The sequence below is a fragment of the Streptomyces sp. NPDC001604 genome, from assembly GCF_042893475.1.
In the GTDB taxonomy this organism is placed as follows: domain Bacteria; phylum Actinomycetota; class Actinomycetes; order Streptomycetales; family Streptomycetaceae; genus Streptomyces.
In genome coordinates, this window is sequence record NZ_JBIAUY010000004.1 from 26,158 (window position 1) to 48,498 (window position 22,341).

At 73.2% G+C, this 22,341-nt stretch carries 18 protein-coding genes; 8 read left to right on the top strand and 10 right to left on the bottom strand.

The features are described 5' to 3' along the window. The first annotated feature begins 27 nt into the window (after positions 1-27). Positions 28-567: a hypothetical protein gene (locus ACFY1E_RS13185; protein ID WP_389076002.1), complete on the top strand. Its 540-nt coding sequence runs from the start codon at positions 28-30 to the stop codon at positions 565-567. A gap of 31 nt (positions 568-598) precedes the next feature. Here ACFY1E_RS13185 and ACFY1E_RS13190 read toward each other — a convergent pair whose 3' ends face one another. The 4 genes from ACFY1E_RS13190 to ACFY1E_RS13205 all read right to left on the bottom strand — a co-directional run bounded on the left by ACFY1E_RS13190 (position 599) and on the right by ACFY1E_RS13205 (position 8,520). Next, a complete protein-coding gene (locus tag ACFY1E_RS13190; RefSeq protein ID WP_389074970.1) occupies positions 599-5,236 on the bottom strand; it encodes a hypothetical protein in 4,638 nt (1,545 codons plus the stop codon). Between the two features lie 37 nt (positions 5,237-5,273). Further along, positions 5,274-6,164, bottom strand: a complete 891-nt coding sequence (locus tag ACFY1E_RS13195; protein WP_389074972.1) for a hypothetical protein — start codon at positions 6,162-6,164, stop codon at positions 5,274-5,276. Positions 6,165-6,195: 31 nt separating this feature from the next. Further along, positions 6,196-7,722 (bottom strand): hypothetical protein, encoded by a 1,527-nt coding sequence (locus tag ACFY1E_RS13200; protein WP_389074974.1) that lies wholly within the window; start codon positions 7,720-7,722, stop codon positions 6,196-6,198. Positions 7,723-7,824: 102 nt separating this feature from the next. Then, a complete protein-coding gene (locus ACFY1E_RS13205; RefSeq protein WP_389074977.1) occupies positions 7,825-8,520 on the bottom strand; it encodes a GntR family transcriptional regulator in 696 nt (231 codons plus the stop codon). Positions 8,521-8,695: 175 nt separating this feature from the next. Between ACFY1E_RS13205 and ACFY1E_RS13210 the strand changes: the two genes are divergently transcribed. The 5 genes from ACFY1E_RS13210 to ACFY1E_RS13230 are packed head-to-tail and all read left to right on the top strand — an operon-like array spanning position 8,696 to position 13,069. Then, on the top strand, positions 8,696-9,991 hold the full coding sequence (locus ACFY1E_RS13210; RefSeq protein WP_389074979.1) for an MFS transporter: 1,296 nt from the start codon (positions 8,696-8,698) through the stop codon (positions 9,989-9,991). Beyond that, complete coding sequence (locus ACFY1E_RS13215) at positions 9,988-10,809, top strand: putative hydro-lyase (RefSeq protein ID WP_389074982.1); 822 nt, start codon at positions 9,988-9,990, stop codon at positions 10,807-10,809. The genes ACFY1E_RS13210 and ACFY1E_RS13215 overlap by 4 nt, the downstream gene beginning before the upstream one ends. 18 nt (positions 10,810-10,827) lie before the next feature. Then, on the top strand, positions 10,828-11,589 hold the full coding sequence (locus tag ACFY1E_RS13220) for a LamB/YcsF family protein (protein WP_389074984.1): 762 nt from the start codon (positions 10,828-10,830) through the stop codon (positions 11,587-11,589). Further along, the gene (locus tag ACFY1E_RS13225) at positions 11,586-12,203 is read left to right on the top strand and encodes an allophanate hydrolase subunit 1 (RefSeq protein WP_389074986.1); all 618 of its coding nucleotides are present in this window, start codon (positions 11,586-11,588) and stop codon (positions 12,201-12,203) included. Before ACFY1E_RS13220 ends, ACFY1E_RS13225 begins: the two co-directional genes overlap by 4 nt. Next, entirely contained in the window at positions 12,200-13,069 is an 870-nt protein-coding gene (locus ACFY1E_RS13230; RefSeq protein WP_389074988.1) for a biotin-dependent carboxyltransferase family protein, read from the top strand. Before ACFY1E_RS13225 ends, ACFY1E_RS13230 begins: the two co-directional genes overlap by 4 nt. Positions 13,070-13,168: 99 nt before the next feature. On the opposite strand, the gene ACFY1E_RS13235 is transcribed toward ACFY1E_RS13230, so the two are convergent. The 5 genes from ACFY1E_RS13235 to ACFY1E_RS13255 form a co-directional block, all read right to left on the bottom strand. Continuing rightward, complete coding sequence (locus tag ACFY1E_RS13235; RefSeq protein WP_389074991.1) at positions 13,169-14,017, bottom strand: SGNH/GDSL hydrolase family protein; 849 nt, start codon at positions 14,015-14,017, stop codon at positions 13,169-13,171. Continuing rightward, entirely contained in the window at positions 14,014-15,171 is a 1,158-nt protein-coding gene (locus ACFY1E_RS13240; protein WP_389074994.1) for a glycosyltransferase, read from the bottom strand. The genes ACFY1E_RS13235 and ACFY1E_RS13240 overlap by 4 nt, the downstream gene beginning before the upstream one ends. Next, a complete protein-coding gene (locus ACFY1E_RS13245; protein ID WP_389074996.1) occupies positions 15,168-16,313 on the bottom strand; it encodes a glycosyltransferase family 4 protein in 1,146 nt (381 codons plus the stop codon). The genes ACFY1E_RS13240 and ACFY1E_RS13245 overlap by 4 nt, the downstream gene beginning before the upstream one ends. A gap of 186 nt (positions 16,314-16,499) precedes the next feature. Continuing rightward, positions 16,500-17,918, bottom strand: coding sequence for a HEAT repeat domain-containing protein (locus ACFY1E_RS13250; RefSeq protein WP_389074999.1), 1,419 nt, complete (start codon positions 17,916-17,918; stop codon positions 16,500-16,502). A gap of 301 nt (positions 17,919-18,219) precedes the next feature. Next, complete coding sequence (locus tag ACFY1E_RS13255; protein ID WP_123963814.1) at positions 18,220-18,612, bottom strand: ankyrin repeat domain-containing protein; 393 nt, start codon at positions 18,610-18,612, stop codon at positions 18,220-18,222. Between the two features lie 260 nt (positions 18,613-18,872). Between ACFY1E_RS13255 and ACFY1E_RS13260 the strand changes: the two genes are divergently transcribed. Both ACFY1E_RS13260 and ACFY1E_RS13265 read left to right on the top strand, forming a co-directional pair. Then, positions 18,873-19,067 (top strand): hypothetical protein, encoded by a 195-nt coding sequence (locus tag ACFY1E_RS13260; protein WP_016434155.1) that lies wholly within the window; start codon positions 18,873-18,875, stop codon positions 19,065-19,067. 40 nt (positions 19,068-19,107) lie between these two features. Continuing rightward, positions 19,108-20,772 (top strand): ATP-binding protein, encoded by a 1,665-nt coding sequence (locus ACFY1E_RS13265; RefSeq protein ID WP_389075002.1) that lies wholly within the window; start codon positions 19,108-19,110, stop codon positions 20,770-20,772. A 51-nt stretch (positions 20,773-20,823) separates the two neighbouring features. Here the strand turns inward: ACFY1E_RS13265 and ACFY1E_RS13270 are convergent, their stop codons facing one another. Then, entirely contained in the window at positions 20,824-22,323 is a 1,500-nt protein-coding gene (locus ACFY1E_RS13270; RefSeq protein WP_389075003.1) for a PLP-dependent aminotransferase family protein, read from the bottom strand. Positions 22,324-22,341 lie beyond the last annotated feature (18 nt).

Here is a 22,341-nt window from a genome sequence, read left to right on the forward strand (position 1 = left end):
CTGCTGGCGGTGGGGAGTGACACGTTGATGGGCACGGCGGAGCGGTACGAGGCGCCCACGGCGGGCGATGCGGAGCACCAGGCGGTGCAGCGGAGCCCCGAGGCGCTGGATCACGACATTCCGGCGCGTGGCGGCGGGACCGGTCCCGCCGGGCGCACGGCTGAAGAGCAGCCGCACTACCGCCCCTTGTGGATCGAGGAGCCGGCGCGGCGGCGCCGTATGCCCGATCCGGTGCGTACGGCCGCGGTGCGGGCGGTGCTGATCATCGCCGTGACGCTGATCCAGGCGATGGTCGCGTTCCTGTGCACTCTGGCCGGATCATGGCTGGCCTTCCCCATGGTCCTCAGCAGTGTGGCGAGCACCGTGGCGGCGACATGGGCTGCGCTCGACGTCTGGGTGACCCGTCAGGTGTGGAACCAGCGCAATGGCGTGGTGTCGGTCCCGAGCAGCACCGCCCGTGCCCTGCGGCGCGAGCGGCGCAGGGCACGCCGACAGGCACGGGCCGCGGAGCGGGCCCAGCAGCGAATACAGCGGCGGGGTGGGGCAGGGCGGTTGTCGCACCCCTGAGCGAGCCGAGTGGTGACGCGGGCGCCCGCCGCTACGGGTTCGCAGGTGCGGGGCGTTTGAACATCCGGGTCGCGGTGATCTCGCTGTGCACCGCCTCCTCCCCTTGGGGCTGCTGCGGCAGTCCGGGGCGGAGGTGTTCCTCCACGCTGATGTACTTCAGGCCGGCGCGCAGGTCGGCATCGTTGCGCAGCCGGATCACCAGCGGGAACTCCGCCAGCGCCGTCGTGTCGAACAGGCCGGTGGTGTAGAGGAGTTGGACACCCAGCGCGTCCGACACGGCCCGCTGCAGCTCCAGCAGATAGGTCGCGTTGGCACGGCCGATGGGGTTGTCCAGGAACAGTGTGCCCGCGTGGCGGTGCTTGTCGCGGCCCCGGTCGTTCGAGCGCAGCGCGGCCATCGTGCAGTACAGGGCGATGGCCGCGGTGAGCAGCTGACCTCCGGAGAACACGTCGCCCATCTGTCCGACGGGCACCCGCTCGGCGCGCAGCACCGCGTCCGGCTTGAGGATCTCGACGGCGACGCCCTTGGGCTGGAGCGCCGCGCTCACGCCCCGCAGCAGCAGGGACATGCCGTCGCGTCGCAGGTCGGAGTTCTTCTTCACGGCCGCCCGGGTGGCCTCGTCGATGACCTCGCCGAGCCGCTCGGTGAGCGTGGCCTGGTCGGGCTCCTCGAAGCGGATCCGCAGGAACTCCTGCCCGGACCACTCCCCCAGGCCCTCCGGCAGCCTGGACAGCCGCTGGGCGGACCGCAGTGTCGCCAGCGCCGACTCCACGAGTCCCCGCAGCCGGTCCACGATCGAGTCCCGGTTCCGCTCCAGCTGCGCCAACTCGTCGGTCAGGACGCGCAGTCGGGGCGCGAACGCGTCCGCCCACTTCTGGGCGTGCTCGGGCAGCGCCGAGGCGGGCAGCTCACGGATCTGCTGTCGCGCCGGGGTGCGGACCTGCTCGTAGCGGGTGGAGTTGGCGTGCCGCACGAGCACATCGCTCGCCTCGCGTACGGCGGCCTCGGCGGCCGACAGGTCGGCGGCGCAGCCGCGCAGGGAGCGGCGGGCCTCCGCGGCGGACTGCCGGGCCTCCTCCAGGCTGCCCGGGTACGGCTCCGGCTCCTCCTGCTCCTCGTCCAGGGCATGTTCGCGCAGCAGGTCGCGGAGCATCGCGGCGATCTCGTCGAAGCCGCCGGCCGCGTCCTCGGCGGCGCGGTGGGCGTCCAGGAGCTCTGCGTGGGCCTCGCGGGCCTGGTTCAACGCCTCGGTGCGGGAGGCGAGTTCGGCGGTCGCGGTGCGCAGCAGCGCCTGTGCGTGCTCGGCGTCGCGCGGCTCCAGTTCCTCGGGCAGCTCGGTGTGCGCCTCGCCGTCCTCGGGCGCGTGCCGCTCGGCCTCGCCGCGCAGCCGCCCGAGTTGCTCGCTCGCGGTGGACATCCGGGTCTCCAGGAGCTGCACCAGCTCCTCGGCCCGGGCGGCGGCCGCCTGCCGGGACGGCCCGTCGGAGCCGTCCGGCGACTCCAGCAGTTGCTCCGCGCGGGTGCGGACCTTGTTGCTGAGGCGGTCCAGCTCGGCGCGGGCCGCGCTCTCGTCGCTCTCGGCGCGGGCCTGTTCGGCGCGCAGATCGGCACCGACGCCGACCTTCTCGTAGACCTGGGAGGCGGTGCGGTAGGCCTCGCGGAGTGCGGGCAGCGACGACTTCGGGGCCGCTGCTTCGTCCTCGGGTACGTCGTCGGGGGCGCCTGCGATCTCCGCGCGTTCGGCGCGCAGTGCCCGTGCGGTGCGGCGGGCGTCGTCGGCGGCGCGCTGGGCGCCGCGGCGGTCCTCGTCGGCGGCACGGGCGCGCTCCAGGCAGGCCTGGGCGCGGGCCTCCGCCTCGACGCCGTCGTCGGCCAGTTCGCGCAGCTTGACCTGCCAGCCGGCCCGCTCGCGCAGTCGGAAGGCGAGCCCGGCGAGGGCGTCGGCGGCGCGCCGGGCCTTCTGTGCCGCCTCCTGCCGCTCGTCCCGCAGTTGCGCCGCCTCGGCGGCGACCTCGTCGGCCTCGGCGCGCGCCGCACGCGCCTCGGTCAGCTCAGCCTCGGCCTCCTCGGCGAACACCCGCGCGTCGTGCGCGGCCCGGGCCAGTTCGACGAGCCGGCCCGCCGGGCAGCCGGTGCGCCAGGAGGCGAGCCGCGCCGCCAGCTCACGGTCCTTGCCGAGGCGTGCGGCGAGCGTCCTGATCTCCTCGTCCCGCTCGGTCGCCCGCGCGCGCAGCGCCTGCCGCTCCTCGTCCGCGGCATGCTCGTCGTGCATGGCGGGGTTCGGCGGTACGAGGAAGACGTTGCTGTCGCCCGAGTCGGCGGCCGGGGTGGGGGCGAGCAGGGCGGCGGCCGTGCCGACGGCCACGGCGGACCGCGGCAGCAGCGCCGCCTCGCTGAGTGCCTCACGGGCGCGGGCGTGGGTGTCGGGATCGGTGATGATCACGCCGTCGACCAGCTCCGGGCGGGCGGCCAGCACGCGCGCGTGGTCGGCGGGGTCCACGGCCTGGGCGAGATAACGCCAGCCGGGCAGGGCCGGGATGCCGTGCTCGCCCAGGAACTCCACGGTGGCCAGCACGTCCGGCCCGGGCGGCAGCAGCCCGCCGTCACCGAGCGCGCCGAGGATCCGAGCGTCGTCGGCCGCGGCGGTCCGCAGCTCGAAGAGCTGCCGCTCGGCGGAGGACACGGAGTCGTCGAGCAGCTCGCGCAGTTCGTCGGCGAAGCGGTCGAGCTCCTCGGGGGTGAGGGCGGCTTCGTCGCTGTCCGCTTCGTGGCGGGGGTGCGGGACCGACGGGCGTGCTTCCGGGGCCGACGGCCGGGCGTCCTTGCCGGACAGGTTCAGCAGCTCCGCCAGTCGCTCCTCGGCCGCCAGCGCCTGCGCGATGCGGCGCTCGGCCTCGTACGACCGCCGCGTCGCCGCCGCCGCGTCCGCCGCACGGGCCGCGGTCAGTTCGGCGCGGGACTCGGCGGAAGCCGCCTCGCGCGCGTGCTCCGTCGCCTTGTGCGAGGCCTCACGCGCGGTGTCCCAGGCGGCGACCGCCGTCTTCTCGGCGTCGCTGGCCGCGAGGGCGGCGCGGGCCGGGTCGGCGTCAGGCGCGCTGTCGTCGAGCCATCCGGCGCGGACGGCCTCGGCGGTCTCCTGCTCGACCTCCGTGAGGCGCTGGCGCAGATGCCCGATCTCGCTGCGGGCCCGCTGCGCCTCGGTGGCGGCGGCGGTCGAGTCCCGGTAGGCGGCCTCGCTGACCTCCTGCAGCGCGGCGGACCGCTCCTCCTCCTCGTTGGCGAGGCTCTCGGCGCTCTCCGCGGCCGCGTGCAGGGCCCGTACGAGATCCACGGCGGCCTTGGCCCGGGCGGCGAGCGCGGGCGCCGCGTCCCGTTCGGCCTCCTGGATGGCGGCGGCCACGCGCGCGACGCGGTCGGCGGCGGCGCGGTGTCGCAGCACCGTCTCGGCGGCCTGCCAGGCGGAGTGCAGGGTGCGTGCGTCGGCGAGTTCGCGTTTCTGCCCGGCGGCGGACTTCTCGGCGGCGGCGAGCGCCAAGGAGGCGTTCCGGTAGGCGAGTTCGGCGGCGATCAGTGCGCTGCGTTCGCGGGCCGCCTCGGAGTGCGTGACCGCGTACGCGGCGGCGGTGACGCGCTGGGCGAGGTCGGCGGCCCGGACCCGTTCCTGCACGCCCCGCGCCGACAGCCGGCGCGCCAGCGTGCGGGTGCGGCGCTCGGCAGCGGTGTGGATGTCACGCGCGCGTGCCCGGGCCTCTGCGGACTCGACGATCCGGCCGAGCAGATCCACCGACCCGGCGGTGAAATCCCGTTCGGCGATCAGCTCGGCCCGGCGGCCCAGCTTGTTGCCGAAGCCGCTGACCAGGTCGGCGAGCCCGTCGGTGTCCCGGGTGTCGGTCACGGCGCGCAGCAGCAGGTCGGTGAAGTCGGAGTCCTTCTTGACCGCGAAGAGGCCGGCCGCCTCGCCCTCGTCGGCGTTCATCTCCCGCTGGTAGCGGAAGAGTTCGGGGTCGAGGCCGAGGTCGCCGAGGTGTTCGATCCACCGGTCGTGGATCTCCTCCCAGTGCACCTCCAGGTGCGGATACGCCTTGCCCGCCTCGGTGAGGGCGTCCCGGAAGCCCTTCATGGTGCGCCGGCGGCCCTGCGCGCCCGACTGGCCCTCGACGGCCGGCCGTACGGCGGTGGCCTCGGCGACGGGCAGGTTGTCCAGGGACAGCCCGGGTCCGGGCCGGAAGGAGTACCAGGCCTCGGCGAACTTCCGCGGGTCGTTGGACACTTGCCGTCCGCGCCACTCGCTGACCTTGCCGACGACGACGCACTCGCCGGTCAGCGTGTGCTGCCACTCCAGGGCGACATGCCCGCAGTCGTCGGCGAGCAGGAACTTGCGCAGCACGCCGGAGCTGGCGCCGCCGAGGGTGTTGCGGTGCCCCGGCAGCATCACCGAGAAGATCAGTTTCAGCAGGACCGATTTGCCGCCGCCGTTCTCCAGGAAGAGCACGCCGGCGGGCGCGGGGCGGCGCGGCGGGCCGACGGGCTCCTCCTCGAAGAACTCCGCCTGGGTGGGCGCGGGGTCGGGCACCGGCTCGCCCACGCCCCGCAGGTCGAGCACGGTGTCGGCGTAGCGCGCACCGGCTGGACCGATGGAGTAGAGGCGGACCCGGGACAGCTCGTACATGGCGGACTCTCGTAAGTCTTCGGCAGGTCGGGGAAGTTCAGGAGTGCGACGGCGCGTGGAACGGCAGTCCGGCGTCGGCCGCCAGTTCCAGGTCGTCGGTGTCTTCGGGCGGCAGCAGCGTCGGGGTGCCGTCGGTCACCGGGACGACGCCCAGCTCCAGCAGCTCGGCCATCGCGGCGCTGCCCGCCATGTCGCGCACCTGGAGCTGGTAGCGGGAGGTCGTCCGGTAGGTGCCGCCGTTGTCGTCACCGGTGCGCTGCAGGAATCCGGAGTCGGTGAGGAAGGCGGCCGCCTTGCCGACGATGCCGGTGGTCGAACCGGCGAGCCTGCGCGCGTCCTTGGTGGCACCGGCCGCGCTGCGTCTCGCCCAGACCCGCCACGCGGCCTCGAGGCCGGGTGCGTCGGTGGCCGGGTCGGTGTTGTCGCCGTGTTCCTCGGCACGCTCCTCCAGCCGGCGGCAGGCCTGCCGTACGAACGCGTCGACACCGTTGACCGTCACGCGCCCGATGTATCCGTCGTCGGCGAGGTCCTCGGGGCGCGGGAACGCCATGGCGGCGATGGCGAGATGGGCCAGTCCGTGCAGGAAGCGGTCGCCGCCGTCGGCGGACGTACGACGCGCGTAGTCGCCCATGCGGACGGCGAACACCGAGTCCTCGGCGGCCGTGACGGCCATCCCCGCGCGCGGGGACACCTCCAGCACCACCAGCCCCAGGCCGGCGGCCACGGCATCCGCGAGCCGCGCGAACGGCGGGTCCTCGCGGTAGCGGCGCAGCAGCTCGGCGTACTCCTGGTCCCGCGCGGGCTGCAGCTTGGGCTGCAGCCCGAACGCGACGAGCCGCGCCGCGTCGGCGGCGTCGGCGGGCGTGACGGCGGCGGTCGCCGACGGGGCCGGGGCCTCCGTTTCACTCCACTCGACGTGCTCACTCACTGCTCGGGCTCCTTGTCGCGTTCCTGCTCGCTCATGCTGCTTCCGTCCGGTCCGCCGCCATGCCCGCCGCGTCCAGCAGGGCCGTGCCGACGATGAGATCGGCGCCGCCGAACTCCGGATCGTCCAGCTCCGTCCCGTCGTCCACGGCGAACAGCAGCTTCTCCTCGCCCTGGCGGTAGGCGGTACCGACCGCCGGGCTGGCCGCGTGCACCGCCAACAGGGCCACCAGATACGGCAGGTCGGGGTCCTGTCTCCGGGCCTCGGCCAACAGCCCCGACAACCGGCGCGGTGCATCGGCGGGCAGGTCCAGCAGCTCCGTCGCCGCGGCCAGCTGCTCCTCGCTGAACCGGCTGTCGTCCGGTGTCGCGATCAGATCCGGTTCGGGCATCTCCGCGCCCAGGTGCTCGCGCTCCACCGGCGGCGTCAGCAGTATGTCCACGAGGTCGCCGACCCGCACGGACACCGGCGTACGAAATCCGGTGCCCCGGGCGAAGAAGGCGTCCGTGACGCGGAGCGCCTGTTCCAGCGGCAAGGGCAGCACGGGGGCGACGAGGTGCCCGTAGAGGTCGATCCCGGACGACGTCATGGGGGTCGCGAACGCCTGCCGGTCCTGCTCGGCGCGGAACAGCGGCCCGGCCTCCAGGAGGCGCGACTGCAGCTGGGTGTGCCTGCGGATGCAGTCCTTGACGATGTCGACGAGTTCGGCCGCGCGACGCTTGTGCTCGGGGTCCTCGGTCTCGTCACGGGCCTTGCGGATGTTGGTGAGGATCGCGTTCTCGTGCCGGTAGCGGTCGGCGACGTGGTCCAGTGCCTCGGCGATCATGTCGGGCACGGAGTTGAGCCAGTCCACCGCCCGGACGTTGCGCCTGGTCGCGTCCAGGGCTCTGCGGAGGGTTTCCGAGTACTGCACCGTCCGGTAGCGGGCCTGTTCGGCGGCGAGCTGGGCGTCGGCGAGGCGGCCCCGGTTGATCAGGACCTCCAGTTTGACCTCGGCGGCGATCTGCGCGCTGGTGACGTCCGTGTCCAGGGCACCGACCAGGACGTTCACAGCCTCGTCCGTCGTACGGAGGTAGACCGTGCCGCCCGGGCCCGGCACCTCCTCGATCAGCTTGAAGTCGTAGTCACGGCGGACATAGCTGCCGTCGGTCGTGAACGTGCCGTAGACGGCCCGGAAGCCGCGGTCGACGCTGCCGACGTTGATCAGGTTCTCCAGGACCCAGCGGGCCACGCGCTCGTGCTCGGCGACGGGCCGCTGCGGGGCCTGGGCGGCGATGCGCGGGATGAGCCGGGCGACTATCTGGTCGTGGTCGGCGCCTGTGTCGAAGTCCATGTTCAGGGTGACCAGGTCGATGGCGGCCAGCGCCACCTCCGCCATGCCGTACACCGAGTACTCGCCGGCGAGGTTGGCCTTGCGTGCGTCGAGGTCGTGCAGCGGCGCTGTGCAGGCGAGCGCGCGCAGGCGCCGCGCCAGCCCCTCGTCGGCGGCCGGGCCCGGTGCGGGGCGCGGCCCCGCGCTGAGCTGGGGCGGAACGCTGTCCGTCGATGCAGGCGAAGTCACGGTGCACAGACTAGGTCCTCGGTCTGACATCGACCCAAACGACTCAGATGCGACCAGGCGTCACGGTCGCCACACCGGTGGGCCCGGCACTCCTGCGCCCCGCTAACCGTCCTCCCCGACCCGCCGCCGGTACACCTCCACCACCCGCTCGAGCGAGTCGTCGAGGTAGACCTCCAGCAGCTTCTCGGCCTCCGGCCGGTCCCCCGCCTGAAGGGCCTGCAGAATCTGCCGGTTGCGGGCCAGGTACGGCTCGTGCAGCGCTCTGGGGTCGTCCACGATGTGGAAGGCCAGGCGCAGTTCGGCGAAGACGCTGCGCATCAGCTCGTCGGTGCGGGCGCTGCCGGCGAGGGCCACCAGCTCCCGGTGGAAGTGGATGTTGGCGGTACCCACGCCTTTCCAGTCACCCTCGCGCGCCGCCCGCCGGCCCTCCGCGACGACTTCGGCGAGCGCGTCCAGGCCGTACGGCGGCTCGCCGAGCCCGCGGACGACGGCGCACTCGACGAGGCGCCGGGTGCGGTAGATGTCCTCGACGTCCTCGACGGTCAGCACCCGGACGAAGACGCCCCGGTTCAGCTCGTGCACGAGCAGACGTTCATGGGTGAGCAGCCGGAACGCCTCGCGCAGTGTGTTGCGGGAGACTCCGAGCGCGCCCCCGATGCTGTCCTCCGACAGCCGGGTGCCGGGCGGGAAGAACCCCTCGGCGATACGGCCCCTGAGGATGTCCGAGACGCGCTCGGCGGTGCTGGTGCGCCCCAGGAGAGCCCGGTCGTCGGCCAGTCCTGTCAGCTGCTCTGCCATGCCCGGAATTCAATCGCAGATACAAGAACGAAACAACATGGGTATTGAAGGATCGTTCAACGATCCTCTACCTTGCTACGCACGGCGCCGTCACTCGCCTCGGGCGCCGACCGCTCCTCCTGCACGGCACGGCTCATTTCTGAAGCACCCCCCGTCCTCCCACTGCGAGGTGCCCATGAGTACGACCCCTCCACCCCAGGCCCTGACCGAACAGCCCGGAACCGGCCAAAACGCCCTCGACGACGGCGCGTTGGGCTGGCTGCGCGCCCTCGGCCCGCGCGGCCGCCGCGCCTTCGCAGGCGCGTTCGGCGGCTACGCCCTGGACTCGTACGACTACTTCACGCTGCCCCTGAGCATGGTCGCGCTGGCCGCGTACTTCGGCCTGGACAGCGGCCAGACGGGCCTGTTCACGACGGTCACCCTCGTGGTCTCCGCGGTGGGCGGCGCCGTCGCGGGCGTGGTGGCGGACCGGGTCGGCCGGGTCCGAGCACTGATGATCACCGTGATCACCTACGCGGTCTTCACCGTGGCCTGCGGCTTCGCGCCCAACTACGAGACGCTGCTGGTCTTCCGCGCTCTCCAGGGCCTCGGTTTCGGCGGCGAGTGGGCGGTCGGCGCGATCCTCGTCGCCGAGTACGCGAGCGCCAGGCACCGGGGCCGTACCCTCGGCGCCGTCCAGAGTTCGTGGGCCGTGGGCTGGGCGCTGGCCGCGATCGTGTACACCCTGGTCTTCTCCTTCGCCGGCGACGATCTGGCCTGGCGCATCATGTTCTGGACCGGAGCGCTGCCCGCGCTGCTGGTGATCTGGATGCGCCGCCGGGTGCACGACGCCCCGGAGGCGGCGGCCGTGCGCGAACAGAGCACACAGAAGGGCTCGTTCACCGCGATCTTCAAGCCCGGCCTGCTGCGTACGACGGTCTTCGCCGGGCTCCTGTCCACCGGCGTCCAGGGCGGCTACTACACGCTCGCCACCTGGGTGCCGACGTACCTGAAGACCGACCGCGGCCTGTCAGTGGTCGGCACCGGCGGCTATCTGACGTTCCTGATCTCCGGCGCCTTCCTGGGCTATCTGACCGGCGGCTACCTCACCGACCGGCTGGGCCGCAGGCGCAACATCTGGCTGTTCGCGCTGCTGTCGGCCGTCTGCATCCTGGCGTACGCGAACATCCCGCACGGCGCCAACACCCTGCTCCTGGTGCTCGGTTTCCCGCTCGGGTTCTGCATGTCGGCGATCTTCAGCGGCTTCGGCTCCTACCTGAGCGAGCTGTACCCGACGGCGGTACGGGGCACGGGGCAGGGCTTCACGTACAACACCGGGCGTGCCGTGGGCGCCGTCTTCCCCACGACCGTCGGCTTCCTGGCCGACAGCTGGGGCGTGGGCGGCGCCCTGGTGTTCGGTGCGATCGGCTACGGCCTCGCGGCGCTGGCGCTGCTGGGACTCCCGGAGACCCGTGGGAAGGAACTCGCGTGAACCGTACGGACGACCGCCCCGTGACCGCAGTCGACGAGCACGCGCACGCGTGGAGCCCGAAAGCCGCCCGGGCCCGCTTCCGGGAAGGACTCAGCGGACCCACCGCCGGGGTCGCGGCCGGACACACCCAGGTCAACCTGATCTCGGTGCCCGTCGACTGGGCGTACGACATGCTGCTGTTCTGCCAGCGCAACCCCAAGCCCTGTCCGGTGCTCGACGTCACGGACGCAGGCTCCGCCACGACGGTCCTTGCGGACGGTGCGGACCTGCGCACCGATCTGCCACGCTATCGGGTGTGGCAGGACGGCGAGTTGGTGGACGAGCCGACGGACGTCCGGGCGCACTGGCGCGATGACCTGGTGTCCTTCCTGATCGGCTGCAGCTTCACCTTCGAGTGGGCACTGACCGAGGCGGGCGTGCCGATCCGCCATGTCGAGCAGGGCCGCAACGTCCCGATGTATGTGACGAGCCGTCAGTGCCGCCCCGCCGGGCGGTTGCACGGCCCGCTGGTGGTGTCCATGCGCCCGGTGCCGCCGCAGCACCTGGCGGCGGCGATCCGGGAGAGCAGCCTGCTCCCGGCGGTGCACGGCAGCCCCGTCCACTGCGGCACCCCTGCGGCGCTGGGCATCGACGATCTCGGCCGCCCCGACTTCGGCGACCCGGTGGACCTCGAACCGGACGACATCCCGGTGTTCTGGGCCTGCGGAGTGACCCCGCAGGCTGCCGTGATGGCCTCGCTCCCGCCCTTCGCCATCACCCATGCACCCGGCCAGATGTTCCTGACCGACGCCCGCGACAAGCAGTACCGCGTGGCCTGAGAGAAACACGAAGGATCCATGACCACCTCGATCGATCTGAACGCCGACCTCGGCGAGGGCTTCGGCCGCTGGCAGCTGACCGACGACGAGCGGCTGCTGTCCGTCGTCACCAGCGCCAACGTGGCCTGCGGCTTCCACGCCGGGGACGCGGCCACCATGCGGCGGGTGTGCGAGCTGGCGGCCGAGCGCCGCGTCCGGATCGGTGCCCAGGTCTCCTACCGGGATCTGGCGGGGTTCGGGCGGCGCGCGATGGACGTGCCGCCCGCGGAGCTCGCGGCCGAGGTCGCGTACCAGATCGGCGCCCTGGAGGTCTTCGCGCGCGCGGCGGGCACGCGCGTGTCGTACGTCAAACCGCACGGCGCGCTCTACAACCGCGTCGTGCACGACGAGGAGCAGGCCGCTGCGGTCGTGGACGGCGTACGGCTCGCCGACGCCTCGCTGCCCGTCCTCGGACTGCCCGGCTCGCGCCTGCTGGAACGCGCCGCCAAGGCGGGCCTGCCGGCCGTCACGGAGGCCTTCGCGGACCGTGCGTACACCCCGGAGGGAACCCTCGTGCCGCGCGGCCACGACGGCGCCGTCGTCACCGACCCGGAGACCGTGGTGGAACGCTCGGTGGGCCTGGCCCGCTTCGGCACGGTCATCTCGCACTCCGGTGCGCGCGTCGACGTACGCGCGCGTTCCCTGTGCCTGCACGGGGACACGCCGGGCGCCGTCGAACTGGCCCGGCGCGTCCGGGAACGCCTGCAGGAGTCGGGCATCCGGGTGGAGGCCTTCGCATGAGGGCGCTGCCCGTCGGGGACAGCGCCCTGCTCGTCGAGGTGTCCTCCGGGGACGAGGCACAGGCCCTGCACGCCGAGGTGCTGCGGCGCCGTGCGGACGGCCTGCTCACGGTGCGCGAGATCGTCCCCGCGGCCCGCACCGTCCTGCTCGACGGCCTCGACGACCCGGTCCGTCTGGCTTCCGAACTGACCGCCTCAAAGGTGCCCCCCGCTCCCCCTCGCGAGCAGGCGGTCGTGGACATCCCGGTGCGCTACGACGGTCCCGACCTCGCCGACGTCGCCGCCCACTGGGGCGTCGGCGAGCAGGAAGTGGCCCGTATCCACGCGGCCACCGAGTTCAGCGTCGCCTTCTGCGGGTTCGCCCCGGGCTTCGGCTACCTCACCGGCCTGCCGCCGCTGTACGACGTCCCGCGCCGGGCCACCCCGCGCACGGCCGTCCCGGCGGGTTCGGTGGCGCTGGCGGGTCCGTACACGGGCGTGTACCCGCGCTCGTCGCCGGGCGGCTGGCAGCTGATCGGGCGCACGGACGCCGTGCTGTGGGACCACGCGCGCGTGCCGGCCGCGCTGCTGTCGCCCGGCACGCGCGTGCGCTTCGTCCCGGTGGGGTGCCCGTGACGGACCGCGCACTCGTCGTCGTACGAGCCGGAGCGCTCACCACCGTGCAGGACCGGGGGCGCCCAGGCCACGCCCACCTCGGCGTGCCCCGCTCCGGTGCGCTCGACGGCCCGGCGGCGGCGCTCGTCAACCGGCTGGTCGGCAACCCGCCCGAGGCGGCCGTCCTGGAGACCACGGTGAACGGGTGTGCCCTGCGGCCGCGTTCGACGGCCACGGTCGCGGTCGGCGGCGCCCCCTGCCCGGTCACGGTGGACGGCCGGCCGGTCGCCTGGGGAGCCCCGGTGTGCGTGCCCGCGGGTGCGCTCCTGGAGGTCGGCGCCGTCGTCTCCGGAGTCCGCAGCTATGTGGCCGTCTCGGGCGGCATCACCGTCGAGCCGGTACTCGGCAGCCGCTCGACGGACCTGCTGTCCGGTCTCGGCCCCGCACCTCTCACGGACGGCATGGTGCTCCCCCTGGGCACGCCGAAACACGTCCACGCGCGCGTGGACTTCGCTCCACAGCCCGCACCTCCGGCCGAACTCGTCCTACGGGTGACACTGGGACCGCGGGACGACTGGTTCACACCCGAGGCCCTGCGTACGTTCACGTCCCGCCCGTACCGGGTGTCCGCCGCGAGCAACCGCATCGGCCTGCGCACGGAAGGCCCCGCACTGCAACGGGCCCTGCCCGGCGAACTCCCCAGCGAGGGAATGGTGCTGGGCGCGATCCAGGTCCCGCCGGACGGCAGACCGGTCGTCTTCCTGGCCGACCACCCGACCACTGGGGGCTACCCGGTGATCGCGGTCGTCCGCCCGCAGGACCTCTCTGCCGCAGCCCAAGCAGCGCCGGGCACACCGGTCCGCTTCATGAGGACGCGAGGCCGTTAGCGCCCCGAAAGGGGCGCGGGGCTGAATCGGTCTGCGGCTCCGCCGCGTGGGCGCGACCAGCCGCAACGAACCGGAAGCGGCCCACCGACCGCACCGCGTTCACGCCGCATCCGGCTGCTCCACAACAGAAACCGCAGCCAAGGCTGCCGAAACCGCCGCAGCGGCCCGCAGATCCAGCCGCGCACTGGTCCCGCGCACCCGGTGCCGCATCTCGTCGGCGGCGAGCGTCAGCAGCTGCGGCAGCAGGTCCGTGCACCGCCGTGCCACCCACGCCGTACCCGCCGTGGCCAGCCACAACAGACTCGCCGACCGCGTGGGCACGGGGAACTCCGGCTCCGGCGAAGGCGCGACACCCGCGGCGCGGCCCGCTTCTGCCAGCAGCGAGTGGAAGCGCACGGCCAGCTGCCGGTGCCCCTGCTCGCCCGGGTGCAGCCGGTCGGCGCTCCACATCGCTCGGTCGGTGATCCAGGCTTCCTCGGCCGCGTGCAGATGGACGGCCCCGTAGCGGTCGGAGAGGGCGTGGACCACCCGGTTGACCGCCCGTTGCCGGCGGGCGAGCGGACGGGCCAGGGAGCCGGGCAGGCCGAGCATCGAGCCGGGGTCGGGCAGACAGGCCGTGAGCAGGGTCGCGCCCTGCTCGGTGAAGGCGGCGTACACCTTGTCGAGCCGTTCGGCCACGGCGTGGATGTCGAAGGTGCAGCGCAGGGTGTCGTTGACGCCGATGACCACGGACACCACGTCCGGCTGCAGGGCGAGCCCGGCCGGTGTCTGCTGCTCCAGCACCTCCCGGGTCTGGGCGCCGCTGACGGCGAGGTTGGTGAACTCCACGGGCTCCTCGGCGAGCCCACCGGCGAGCAGCGCGGCCCAGCCGCGCCACCCGTCGGCGACGGGATCGCCCACGCCCTCGGTCAGCGAGTCCCCGAGGGCGACGAAACGCACCGGTCTCATGCCACGCCCCCGGGCGCGAAAGGACGTACCGGCACCGGCGCGTCGTGCGCGGCGAGAAACGCATCCACCGCCGTGTTCCAACCGAAGCACTCCGCACGCGCGCGTGCGGCCTCGCGCCGCTCCAGCTCCGGGAGTTCGAGCAGCATCTCGACGGCGTCCGCGAAGGCCTCCCCGTGGTCCGCGGCGACGGCTCCGGCGGATCCGATCACCTCGGGCAGCGCGGAGGACGTGCTCACCACCACGGGCGTGCCGCAGGCCATCGCCTCCAGCGCGGCGAGCCCGAAGGTCTCGGCGGGCCCGGGTGCCAGGCACACGTCGGCGGAGGCCTGGAGGGCACCGAGCACGCCGCGGTCGGAGACGTGCCCGAGGAAGGTGACCGGCAGCCCGCGCTCCCGCGCCCGCTGTTCGAGCCGCGGCCGCAGCGGCCCGTCCCCGGCCACCACCAGCACCGCCCGCCGCCCCCGCCGCAGCAGTGCCTCGAGGGCGTCCAGCGCCGTGCCCGGCCGCTTCTCCACCGACAGCCGGGTGCACGTCACGAGCAGCGACTCGGCCACGCGCGCGTAGCGGGCCCGCACCCCCGGGTCGCACAGCGCGGGATGCCGCTCGACCAGGTCGACGCCCAGCGGGGCCCGTACGACATTGCGGGCGCCGATCCGCACGAACTCCCGCTCGGCGAACTCGGTGGTGCACACCACGCGCGCGTACGTGTGCGCCGTTCGCACGTTGAGCGCGTCGGCGGCGCGGCGGGCGGCGCCCTCCGGCAGCCCCCAGGTGCGCAGGACGCCGTCGGCGGTCTCGTGGGAGACCATCACGGCGGGGATGCGGGCGCGCCGCGCCCACTTGCCGGTCCAGCGCAGGGTCGTACGGTCGGAGACCTCCAGACGGTCGGGCGCCAGCTCCTCCAGCACCCGGGCCACCCGCCGCTTGTCGGTGAGCACGCGGTATCCGCCCGTGCCGGGCAGCAGCGGGCCGGGCAGGGTGATGACCCGTCCCTGCTCGGTGTCGCGGTCGTCGGCGCGTTCGCCGGGGACGATGAGCACAGGCTCGTGTCCTGCGGCCTTGAAGCCCTTGCCGAGTTCCCGCAGGGCGGTGCGCAGGCCCCCGGAGGAGGGGGCGACGAAGTTCGCGAGTCGCACGATCCGCAACGAGGTCATGCCGCCACCGCCGTCTTCTGCCGCGCGGCGAGCACGTCCGCGTAGTGCCCGATCAGCTGGTCGCCCACGGCGGCCCAGGTGCGTCCCTCGACGGTGGCGCGCGCGGTGGCGCCGAAGGTGATCCGCCGCTCCGGGTCCGCGGCCAGGGACTGTACGGCGTCCCGTACGGCGTCCGCGTCATGGGGCGGCACCAGCAGCCCGGTGCGCCCGTGGGCGACCAGGTCGAGGGGGCCGCCGACGGCGGGTGCGACGACGGGGACGCCGCTCGCCATGGCCTCCTGCACGGTCTGGCAGAAGGTCTCGAAGGGGCCGGTGTGCGCGAAGACGTCCAGTGAGGCGTAGATCCGGGCGAGTTCGTCGCCGGTGCGGCGGCCGAGGAAGACCGCGCCTGGCAGCGCCTCGGCGAGACTCGGCTGACTCGGACCGTCGCCCACGATCACGACCTTCACTCCGTCGAGGCCGCAGACGCCGGCCAGGAGCTCGATGTGCTTCTCGGGGGCGAGCCGGCCGACGTAGCCGACGATCAGTTCGCCGTTCGGGGCGAGTTCGCGGCGCAGGGCCTCGTCGCGCAGGTGCGGTCGGAAACGGACGGTGTCCACGCCGCGCTGCCAGAGCTTGACCCGGGGCACGTCGTGGGTCTCCAGGTCGTGCATCGAGGCGCTGGAGGGGGCGAGGGTGAGGTCGGCGGCGGAGTGGACGGAGCGGATGCGCCGCCAGGCCGCGGCCTCGCCGGCGCCCATGTAGGTACGGGCGTATCCGGCCAGATCCGTCTGGTAGACGGCCACGGCCGGGACGCCGAGCCGGGCGGCGACGGCCATGCCGCGGACACCGAGGACGAAGGGGCTGGCCAGGTGGACGATGTCGGCCCGGTGCTCGATGACGGCCGCGGCGAGGCGCCGGCTGGGCAGGGCGACACGGACCTGGGGATAGCCCGGGAGCGGGAGGGAGGGGACACGGACGACGGGACACGGCGCCTGGGCGTCGGGCCCGGTCCCGGCCCGACCGGCAAGAGCGGTGCTGGCCGGGGCGACGACGAGCGGAAGGTGACCGCGATCTACGAGGTGCCGGGCGGTCTGGAGCGCGCAGTGGGCCACGCCGTTCACGTCGGGGGGAAAGGATTCGGTCACTATGACGACACGCATACGGGTGTTGTCGCCGGGCTGGACGTGGTCGCGTCAAAGTGGATCTTTGCGAACGATGAACGTCCCGTGAGCGTTACTGTGCACACCCGAGCAGGTCAGGCCGTGTCCATGACCGCCTGACCCGCGGGTCACCCGTTGTTCATCCAGTGGCCCTGTCGCGGCCCGGGGAGCCCGTGTGGGGCCGGTTCAGACAGCGGGTCCTTCGGGTGCGATCCGACTTCGTACGGCGGTCTGCACTTCGGCTTCCTCGGCCGGGTCGGCGGCGAGCCGGCGGAGCTGTTCGACGACCCGTGCGTCGCCGGTCTCGGCGTGCCGGGCGGCGATCTCGCGGGTGGTCTCCTCGCAGTCCCACAGGCACTCGACGGCGAAGCCTGCGGGGAAGGAGGGGTCGGTGGCGGCCAGGGCGCGGGCGGCCCGGCCGCGGAGATGGGAGGAGGCGGTTTCGCGATAGATATGGCGCAGTACGGGGGCGGCGCAGGCGATGCCGAGCCGGCCGGTGCCGTCCACGAGGGTCCACAGAGTGGGGGCGTCCGGGCCCTCGCCCCGTACGGCTTCGCGCAACGCTCCGAGGACGAGGTCCTTGTCCCCGGTTCCCCCGCGGCAGGCGAGCATACGGCCGGCGGCGGCGCCCAGGGGGTCGGGCCGGTGGGCCCAGCCGCGGGCCCGGTCGACGGCGGCGACACTGCGCATCCGTTCGAAGGCGTCGACGGCGGCGTCCACGACGGCCGGTGAGCCGGTGAGCACGGCCCCCTCGATCAGATCGAGGGCGTCGGGATCATTGCTGTCGGCCAGATAGCGCAGGGCGGTGCAGCGGGCTCCGTCGGTGCCGTCCTTGGCGGCCTGCACGATCTCGGGCCGGTCCTCGGGGCCGGCGACGGCGGTGAGGCAGCGGGCGGCCGGGACGTGCAGCGCGGCGCCCCGTTCGACGCCCTGCTGGGCCCACTCGAACACGGCCTGCACACTCCACCCCGGACGGGGCCCGGATGGTCGCATCTGGCGTTGCCAGCGGTCGAAACAGCCGGTCTCCTGAGCGGCACGCACACGCGTGGCGATCGATTCGCGCGGATCCTCCGCCCACAGCCGCCACGGCCGGGGCTCGAAGGCGTCACGCACGACGGCGGCCAGTTCGGCCTCGCCCTCGGCGTCGGTGGCGAAGCGGGCCAGCACGGGTGCCGCGAGGGCCCGTAGGCCGGCGTCGTCGTCGCGCAGCGCCAGTTCGTCGAGCGCCCAGGCCCAGTTCGAGCCGGAGGCGGCGTACCTGCGCAGCAGTTCGAGCGCGTCCCGCCTGCCGTAGGAGGCGAGGTGGCCGAGAACGGCCAGGGCCAGTCCCGTGCGGGACTCCTCGGTGTCGAAGACGTCCTCGACGTCGAAGAGGTGCGCCTCGATCTCGTCCAGCTCGCCGTTCAGGTCGAGGTAGAGACGGGCGTAGTAGAGGGAGCGGTTCTCCACCTGCCAGTCGTGGCGGGGGTCGCGCAGCACACAGTGGTTCAGCGCCGCGAGCGCCTCGGCGCGCGGGGCGGTGAGCGCGTGCAGTGTGCCGTCGCCGCGGCCCCGCTGGAGCAGGCCGAGCAGCGTACCGCTGGGCGCTATGACCGGATCGAACATGGGAAACAGCCTCACATCAAGCGTCGACGCAACCGGGGAACACGCATTACCTGGCCGCGTGACACAACGTCGGGGCGCCCGCCGTCTCGTGCTTGCTGTAGACCATCTTCCTCTGCCTCTCGTCAGTGGCCCTCGCGGACCGCATCACGGCCCGCGCGGTGCGGCAACACCTGCCCAGCCATCGCGTCCGTGAATCACGACGTCATGATGACTCGGCACTTCGACCTGCCGCGACCGAAATTTCGGCGGCCCTGTACCGCCTCCCCCGTTTTCTGTGTTTTCGCTGGTCAGAACATTCGGATCAGTGTGCGCCGAACAACTCGAGCAGTTCCGTCTTGCCGAACATCCGCGCCGTGTCGACGGCCGACGGGGTCCCCGCGGCCGGATCGGCACCGCCCTCCAGGAGGGCCTTGATGACGTCCGTCTCGCCCTTGAAGACAGCCCCGGCGAGCGGGGTCTGGCCCCGGTCGTTGATCCGGTCGCCCTCCGCACCCCGGGCGAGCAGGGCGCGTACCGCGTCCGCGTGTCCGTGGTAGGCGGCGAGCATCACGAGCGAGTCACCGCGGTCGTTGGTGAGGTTGGCCGGAACACCCGCGTCGACGTACGCCACGAGCGCCTCGGTCTGCCCCTGCCGGGCCAGGTCGAAGATCTTGGTCGCCAGCTCCACGACCTCGGGGTCGGGGGCTTCAGTCATCGGCCGGACCGCCTCTCAAATACAACCGTTCAGGTGAATCGCCAGGGTACTGGCTTCCGCGGTACATGGCCCGGTCCGCCGGAGGTAAAGATCACCACAGACCAGGCAGGCCACGGGGTTCGGCCCGGTCCACCCGACCCGACTCGACCACTTGAGGGAAATCTACCGAGATTCATCCATTTGCACCTTTAATACTATGGATACATGCTGTGATCCTGGAAGTACTCATGGTGACTGTCCCCGTGAACCAGGAGAAAAAAATGATCCTGTCCATCTCCGGCGTGGTCCTGCTCGGCATCATCGTCTTCCTCTTCTTCCGCAAGGACGGCCTGAAGGCGTCGCACGCCCTGGTCTCGGCCCTGTTCGGCTTCTACCTCGCGAGCACCGCGATCGCCCCGAGCATCAAGGCCGGCGGCGAGAGCCTCGCGAGTCTCCTCGGCGGCATCAAGTTCTGACGCCGCCCCTCCCGCCCGTACGCACCACCAGGAGAATGCAGTGGCCCGGCGCCCCCTCCCCCGCATCCTGAGCAAGGACAACGCGCAGATCGCCCGGATGCAGCTCGCCCGGAGCCGGGAGCTGGCCCGGACAGCGGCCGACAGCGCCACCGACGTCCTCCACCCGCTGATCACGATCACCCGCGGTCTGCGCCGACTGGCGGCGGCCGGGCGGCACAAGTGGTCCGACACCCCCAAGGACCGGCGGGGGCCGCTGCTGTTCCTGGCGGCCTCCGTGATCATGGTCGTGGCACTCGTGCCGTACGGCCCCCTGCTCGCCGTCATCAGCCTGATGACGGCGGCAGCCCTGCACGGCCGGGACCGCCGACCGGCGGCGCCCGAAGGGCCGGACGAGTCCCAGGTACAGCGCCTCAAGTCGCTGTACGAGGCCCTGATCCCGTACTTCTCGATCGCCGAGGACCCCTCCCCCCTGTACACCTACGGCGGCGAGTGGGAGAAGGCCTTCCCCGCGTACGAGTTCGACGAGTCGGGCCGCGTCACCCGGCTCGTGATCCGCTATCCGGCGTACTTCACCGACGGCGAGGCCGAGTCCCGCGCCCGGATCGAACAGCTGCTGCACGCCAAGTCGGGGCGCGGCCGCGAGTACCACTTCGCATGGGAGGAAGAGGGCAACGAGCTGACGGTCACGGTGCTGCCGCCGCTGCCCACCGACATCACCGCCCAGCGATTCGTCACGGCGCCGGGCGAGACGGTCCTCGGCTTCACGGACCCCACCCAGGTCCAGCGCACGCTTCCCCTCACCTACGGAGAGAACAAGCGCGACGTCCCGCCGGTCGTCTGGCGCACCGGCATCCGCTCCACCGAACCGCACCTCCTGATCATGGGCCAGCCCGGCAGCGGCACCTCGACCCTGCTGCGCTCCATCGCCGTGCAGGCGCTGCAGCACGGTGACGTCGTGATCGTCGAGGGCGGCACCGGCGAGTACGCGTGTCTGACCGGGCGGGACGGTGTCCTGGCCGTCGAGTGCGGGCTGACCGGGGCGCTGACGAGTCTCGAGTGGGCCGCCCTCGAGACGGAGCGCCGTCTGATCGCCGCGAACCGCGCCCGGCAGGCCGGGCAGCCGCCGCCGGAGGACACCAGGCGTCCCCTGTGGCTCCTCCTGGACCGCCCGAGCGCCTTCACCCATCTCGCCGCCGCGGACGGGCGCGAGGACCCGCAGTCCCTGCTCCAGGTCCCGCTCCGGCACGGCCGGGCGGTGAACGTGACGGTCGTGGTGGGCGAGCAGTTCGACCACGCAGAAGCCCTGAGCGATGACGTACGGCAGCACACACGCGCGCGTGTCGTGCTGGGCCCCGCGACGGCCGAGCAGCTGTCAGGGGTTCTGGGTGCCCTGCCGGCCACCACTCCGGCCGCCGAGGTCCCGCCCGGCCGCGGCTACGCCCGTCTCGGCACGGGCCCGGTGCACCGGCTTCAGGTGCCGTCGACTCCGGACCCGTACGACGACACGGCGAGCGAGGCGCACCGCAAGGCGGTGCTGGCGCTGTTGCCGCCGCGGACCACGCCGGCCGACCAGGAGTCCGCCGAGGCCAAGCCGTTCGAGGCCGTGCCGCTGGAGGCCGTGCCGGTCGAGGTCGTGCCCATCGACGAGGAGCCGGTCGAGGCGAAGCCGGTTCCCGCGGAGGCCATGGCGGCGGAGGCGCAGTAGGTTCCGCCGCCGGACGCCGCAGTCCCGGGGAACGCCCCCCTCAGGTCGCAGCTACGCCACGAACGTCCGCGGCGACTCCCCGCCCCCCGACGCCCCGCTCTCCACCAGCCGGGCCGCCGCCGCCAGCCGCATCGCCGCCTCGTCGGCCAGCGCACCGCCCACGGTGAACGGCAGCCGCACATACCCCTCGAAGGCACCGTCGACCCCGAAGCGCGGCCCGGACGGCACCCGCACCCCGACCCGCTCCCCCACCTCCGCCAGCCGGGAGCCCGACAGCCCCCCGGTCCGCACCCACAGCGTCAGTCCGCCCCGCGGGACCTCGAACTCCCAGTCGGGCAGCTCCCGCCGCACCGCGGTGACCAGTGCGTCCCTGTTCTCCCGGGCCTGGCTGCGCCGCACTTCCACGGCCTCCTCCCAACCTCCCGTGCTGAACAGCCAGTTCACGGCGAGCTGCTCCAGCACGGGGGTGCCCAGATCGGCGTACGCGCGCGCGGCGACCAGGCTGCGGATCACATCCGGTGCCGCCCGCACCCAGCCGATGCGCATCCCCGCCCAGAAGGCCTTGCTGGCCGATCCGACGGTGATCACCGTGGACCCGGCCGGGTCGAAGCCGCACACGGGCCGCGGCATCTCGACGCCCTCGTCCAGCCACAGCTCGCTCATCGTCTCGTCGGCGATCAGCACCGTCCCCGCCGACCTGGCCGCCTCCACGAGCTGACGCCGCTGGTCGTCGTCGGCGAGCGCGCCGGTCGGGTTGTGGAAGTCGGCGACGATGTACGCGATCCGGGGTGCGGCCTCGCGCAGCACCTGCCGCCAGCGGTCCAGGTCCCAGCCGTCCAGTCCCTCGGCCATCGCCACGGGCACCAGCCGCGCCCCGGCCTCCCGCATCAGCTGGAGGATGTTGGCGTACGACGGCGACTCGACGGCGACGCGCTCACCCCGGCCCGCGAAGAGATGACAGATCGCGTCGATCGCTCCCATGGCTCCCGTCGTCACCATGATCTGCTCGGGCATCGTCGGGATCCCGCGCGCGGTGTACCGGTCGGCGATCATCGAACGCAGCGCGGGCAGCCCCGCCGGGTAGTCGCCGTGCGTGTGGGCGTACGGCGGCAGTTCCTCCAGGGCACCCTGGACGGCACGGGTCAGCCATGGCTCGGGCGCGGGGAGCGCCGCGGTGCCCAGGTCGATCATCGAGCCCAGGGCCTCGGGCGGCAGGGGCTCAAGACCGCGCGCGGGGAGCGGGTTTCCGGCCGGAACGGCGGTCCAGCTGCCCGCGCCGCGCCGGGACTCCAGGAATCCCTCGGTGCGCAGCGCCTCGTAGGCCGCCGCGACCGTCGTACGGCTGACGGACAGGGCCAGGGCCAGCTCGCGCTCGGCGGGCAGCCGGGCGGCCACCGGAACGCGGCCCTCCAGGACCAGCAGCCGGATGCCGTCGGCCAGCGCGCGGTAGGCGGGCGGTCGGCGGGTGCCGGGCCCGGCCGGGCGGTCCTGCTGGGAGTTGAGCAGCCGGGCGAGCTGCGCCGCCCCCATCGCCGAAGTCCACGTCGCCATGGAAATCAGTCCACCTTC

Excerpts from the sequence above, each read along its gene's own strand:
- ACFY1E_RS13245 (WP_389074996.1), bottom strand. The coding sequence starts at position 16,313 with ATGCGTGTCGTCATAGTGACCGAATCCTTTCCCCCCGACGTGAACGGC.
- ACFY1E_RS13185 (WP_389076002.1), top strand. The coding sequence starts at position 28 with ATGGGCACGGCGGAGCGGTACGAGGCGCCCACGGCGGGCGATGCGGAG.
- ACFY1E_RS13225 (WP_389074986.1), top strand. The coding sequence starts at position 11,586 with ATGAGGGCGCTGCCCGTCGGGGACAGCGCCCTGCTCGTCGAGGTGTCC.
- ACFY1E_RS13250 (WP_389074999.1), bottom strand. The coding sequence starts at position 17,918 with ATGTTCGATCCGGTCATAGCGCCCAGCGGTACGCTGCTCGGCCTGCTC.
- ACFY1E_RS13270 (WP_389075003.1), bottom strand. The coding sequence starts at position 22,323 with ATGGCGACGTGGACTTCGGCGATGGGGGCGGCGCAGCTCGCCCGGCTG.
- ACFY1E_RS13190 (WP_389074970.1), bottom strand. The coding sequence starts at position 5,236 with ATGTACGAGCTGTCCCGGGTCCGCCTCTACTCCATCGGTCCAGCCGGT.
- ACFY1E_RS13240 (WP_389074994.1), bottom strand. The coding sequence starts at position 15,171 with ATGACCTCGTTGCGGATCGTGCGACTCGCGAACTTCGTCGCCCCCTCC.
- ACFY1E_RS13255 (WP_123963814.1), bottom strand. The coding sequence starts at position 18,612 with ATGACTGAAGCCCCCGACCCCGAGGTCGTGGAGCTGGCGACCAAGATC.
- ACFY1E_RS13220 (WP_389074984.1), top strand. The coding sequence starts at position 10,828 with ATGACCACCTCGATCGATCTGAACGCCGACCTCGGCGAGGGCTTCGGC.
- ACFY1E_RS13260 (WP_016434155.1), top strand. The coding sequence starts at position 18,873 with ATGATCCTGTCCATCTCCGGCGTGGTCCTGCTCGGCATCATCGTCTTC.
- ACFY1E_RS13205 (WP_389074977.1), bottom strand. The coding sequence starts at position 8,520 with ATGGCAGAGCAGCTGACAGGACTGGCCGACGACCGGGCTCTCCTGGGG.
- ACFY1E_RS13210 (WP_389074979.1), top strand. The coding sequence starts at position 8,696 with ATGAGTACGACCCCTCCACCCCAGGCCCTGACCGAACAGCCCGGAACC.
- ACFY1E_RS13235 (WP_389074991.1), bottom strand. The coding sequence starts at position 14,017 with ATGAGACCGGTGCGTTTCGTCGCCCTCGGGGACTCGCTGACCGAGGGC.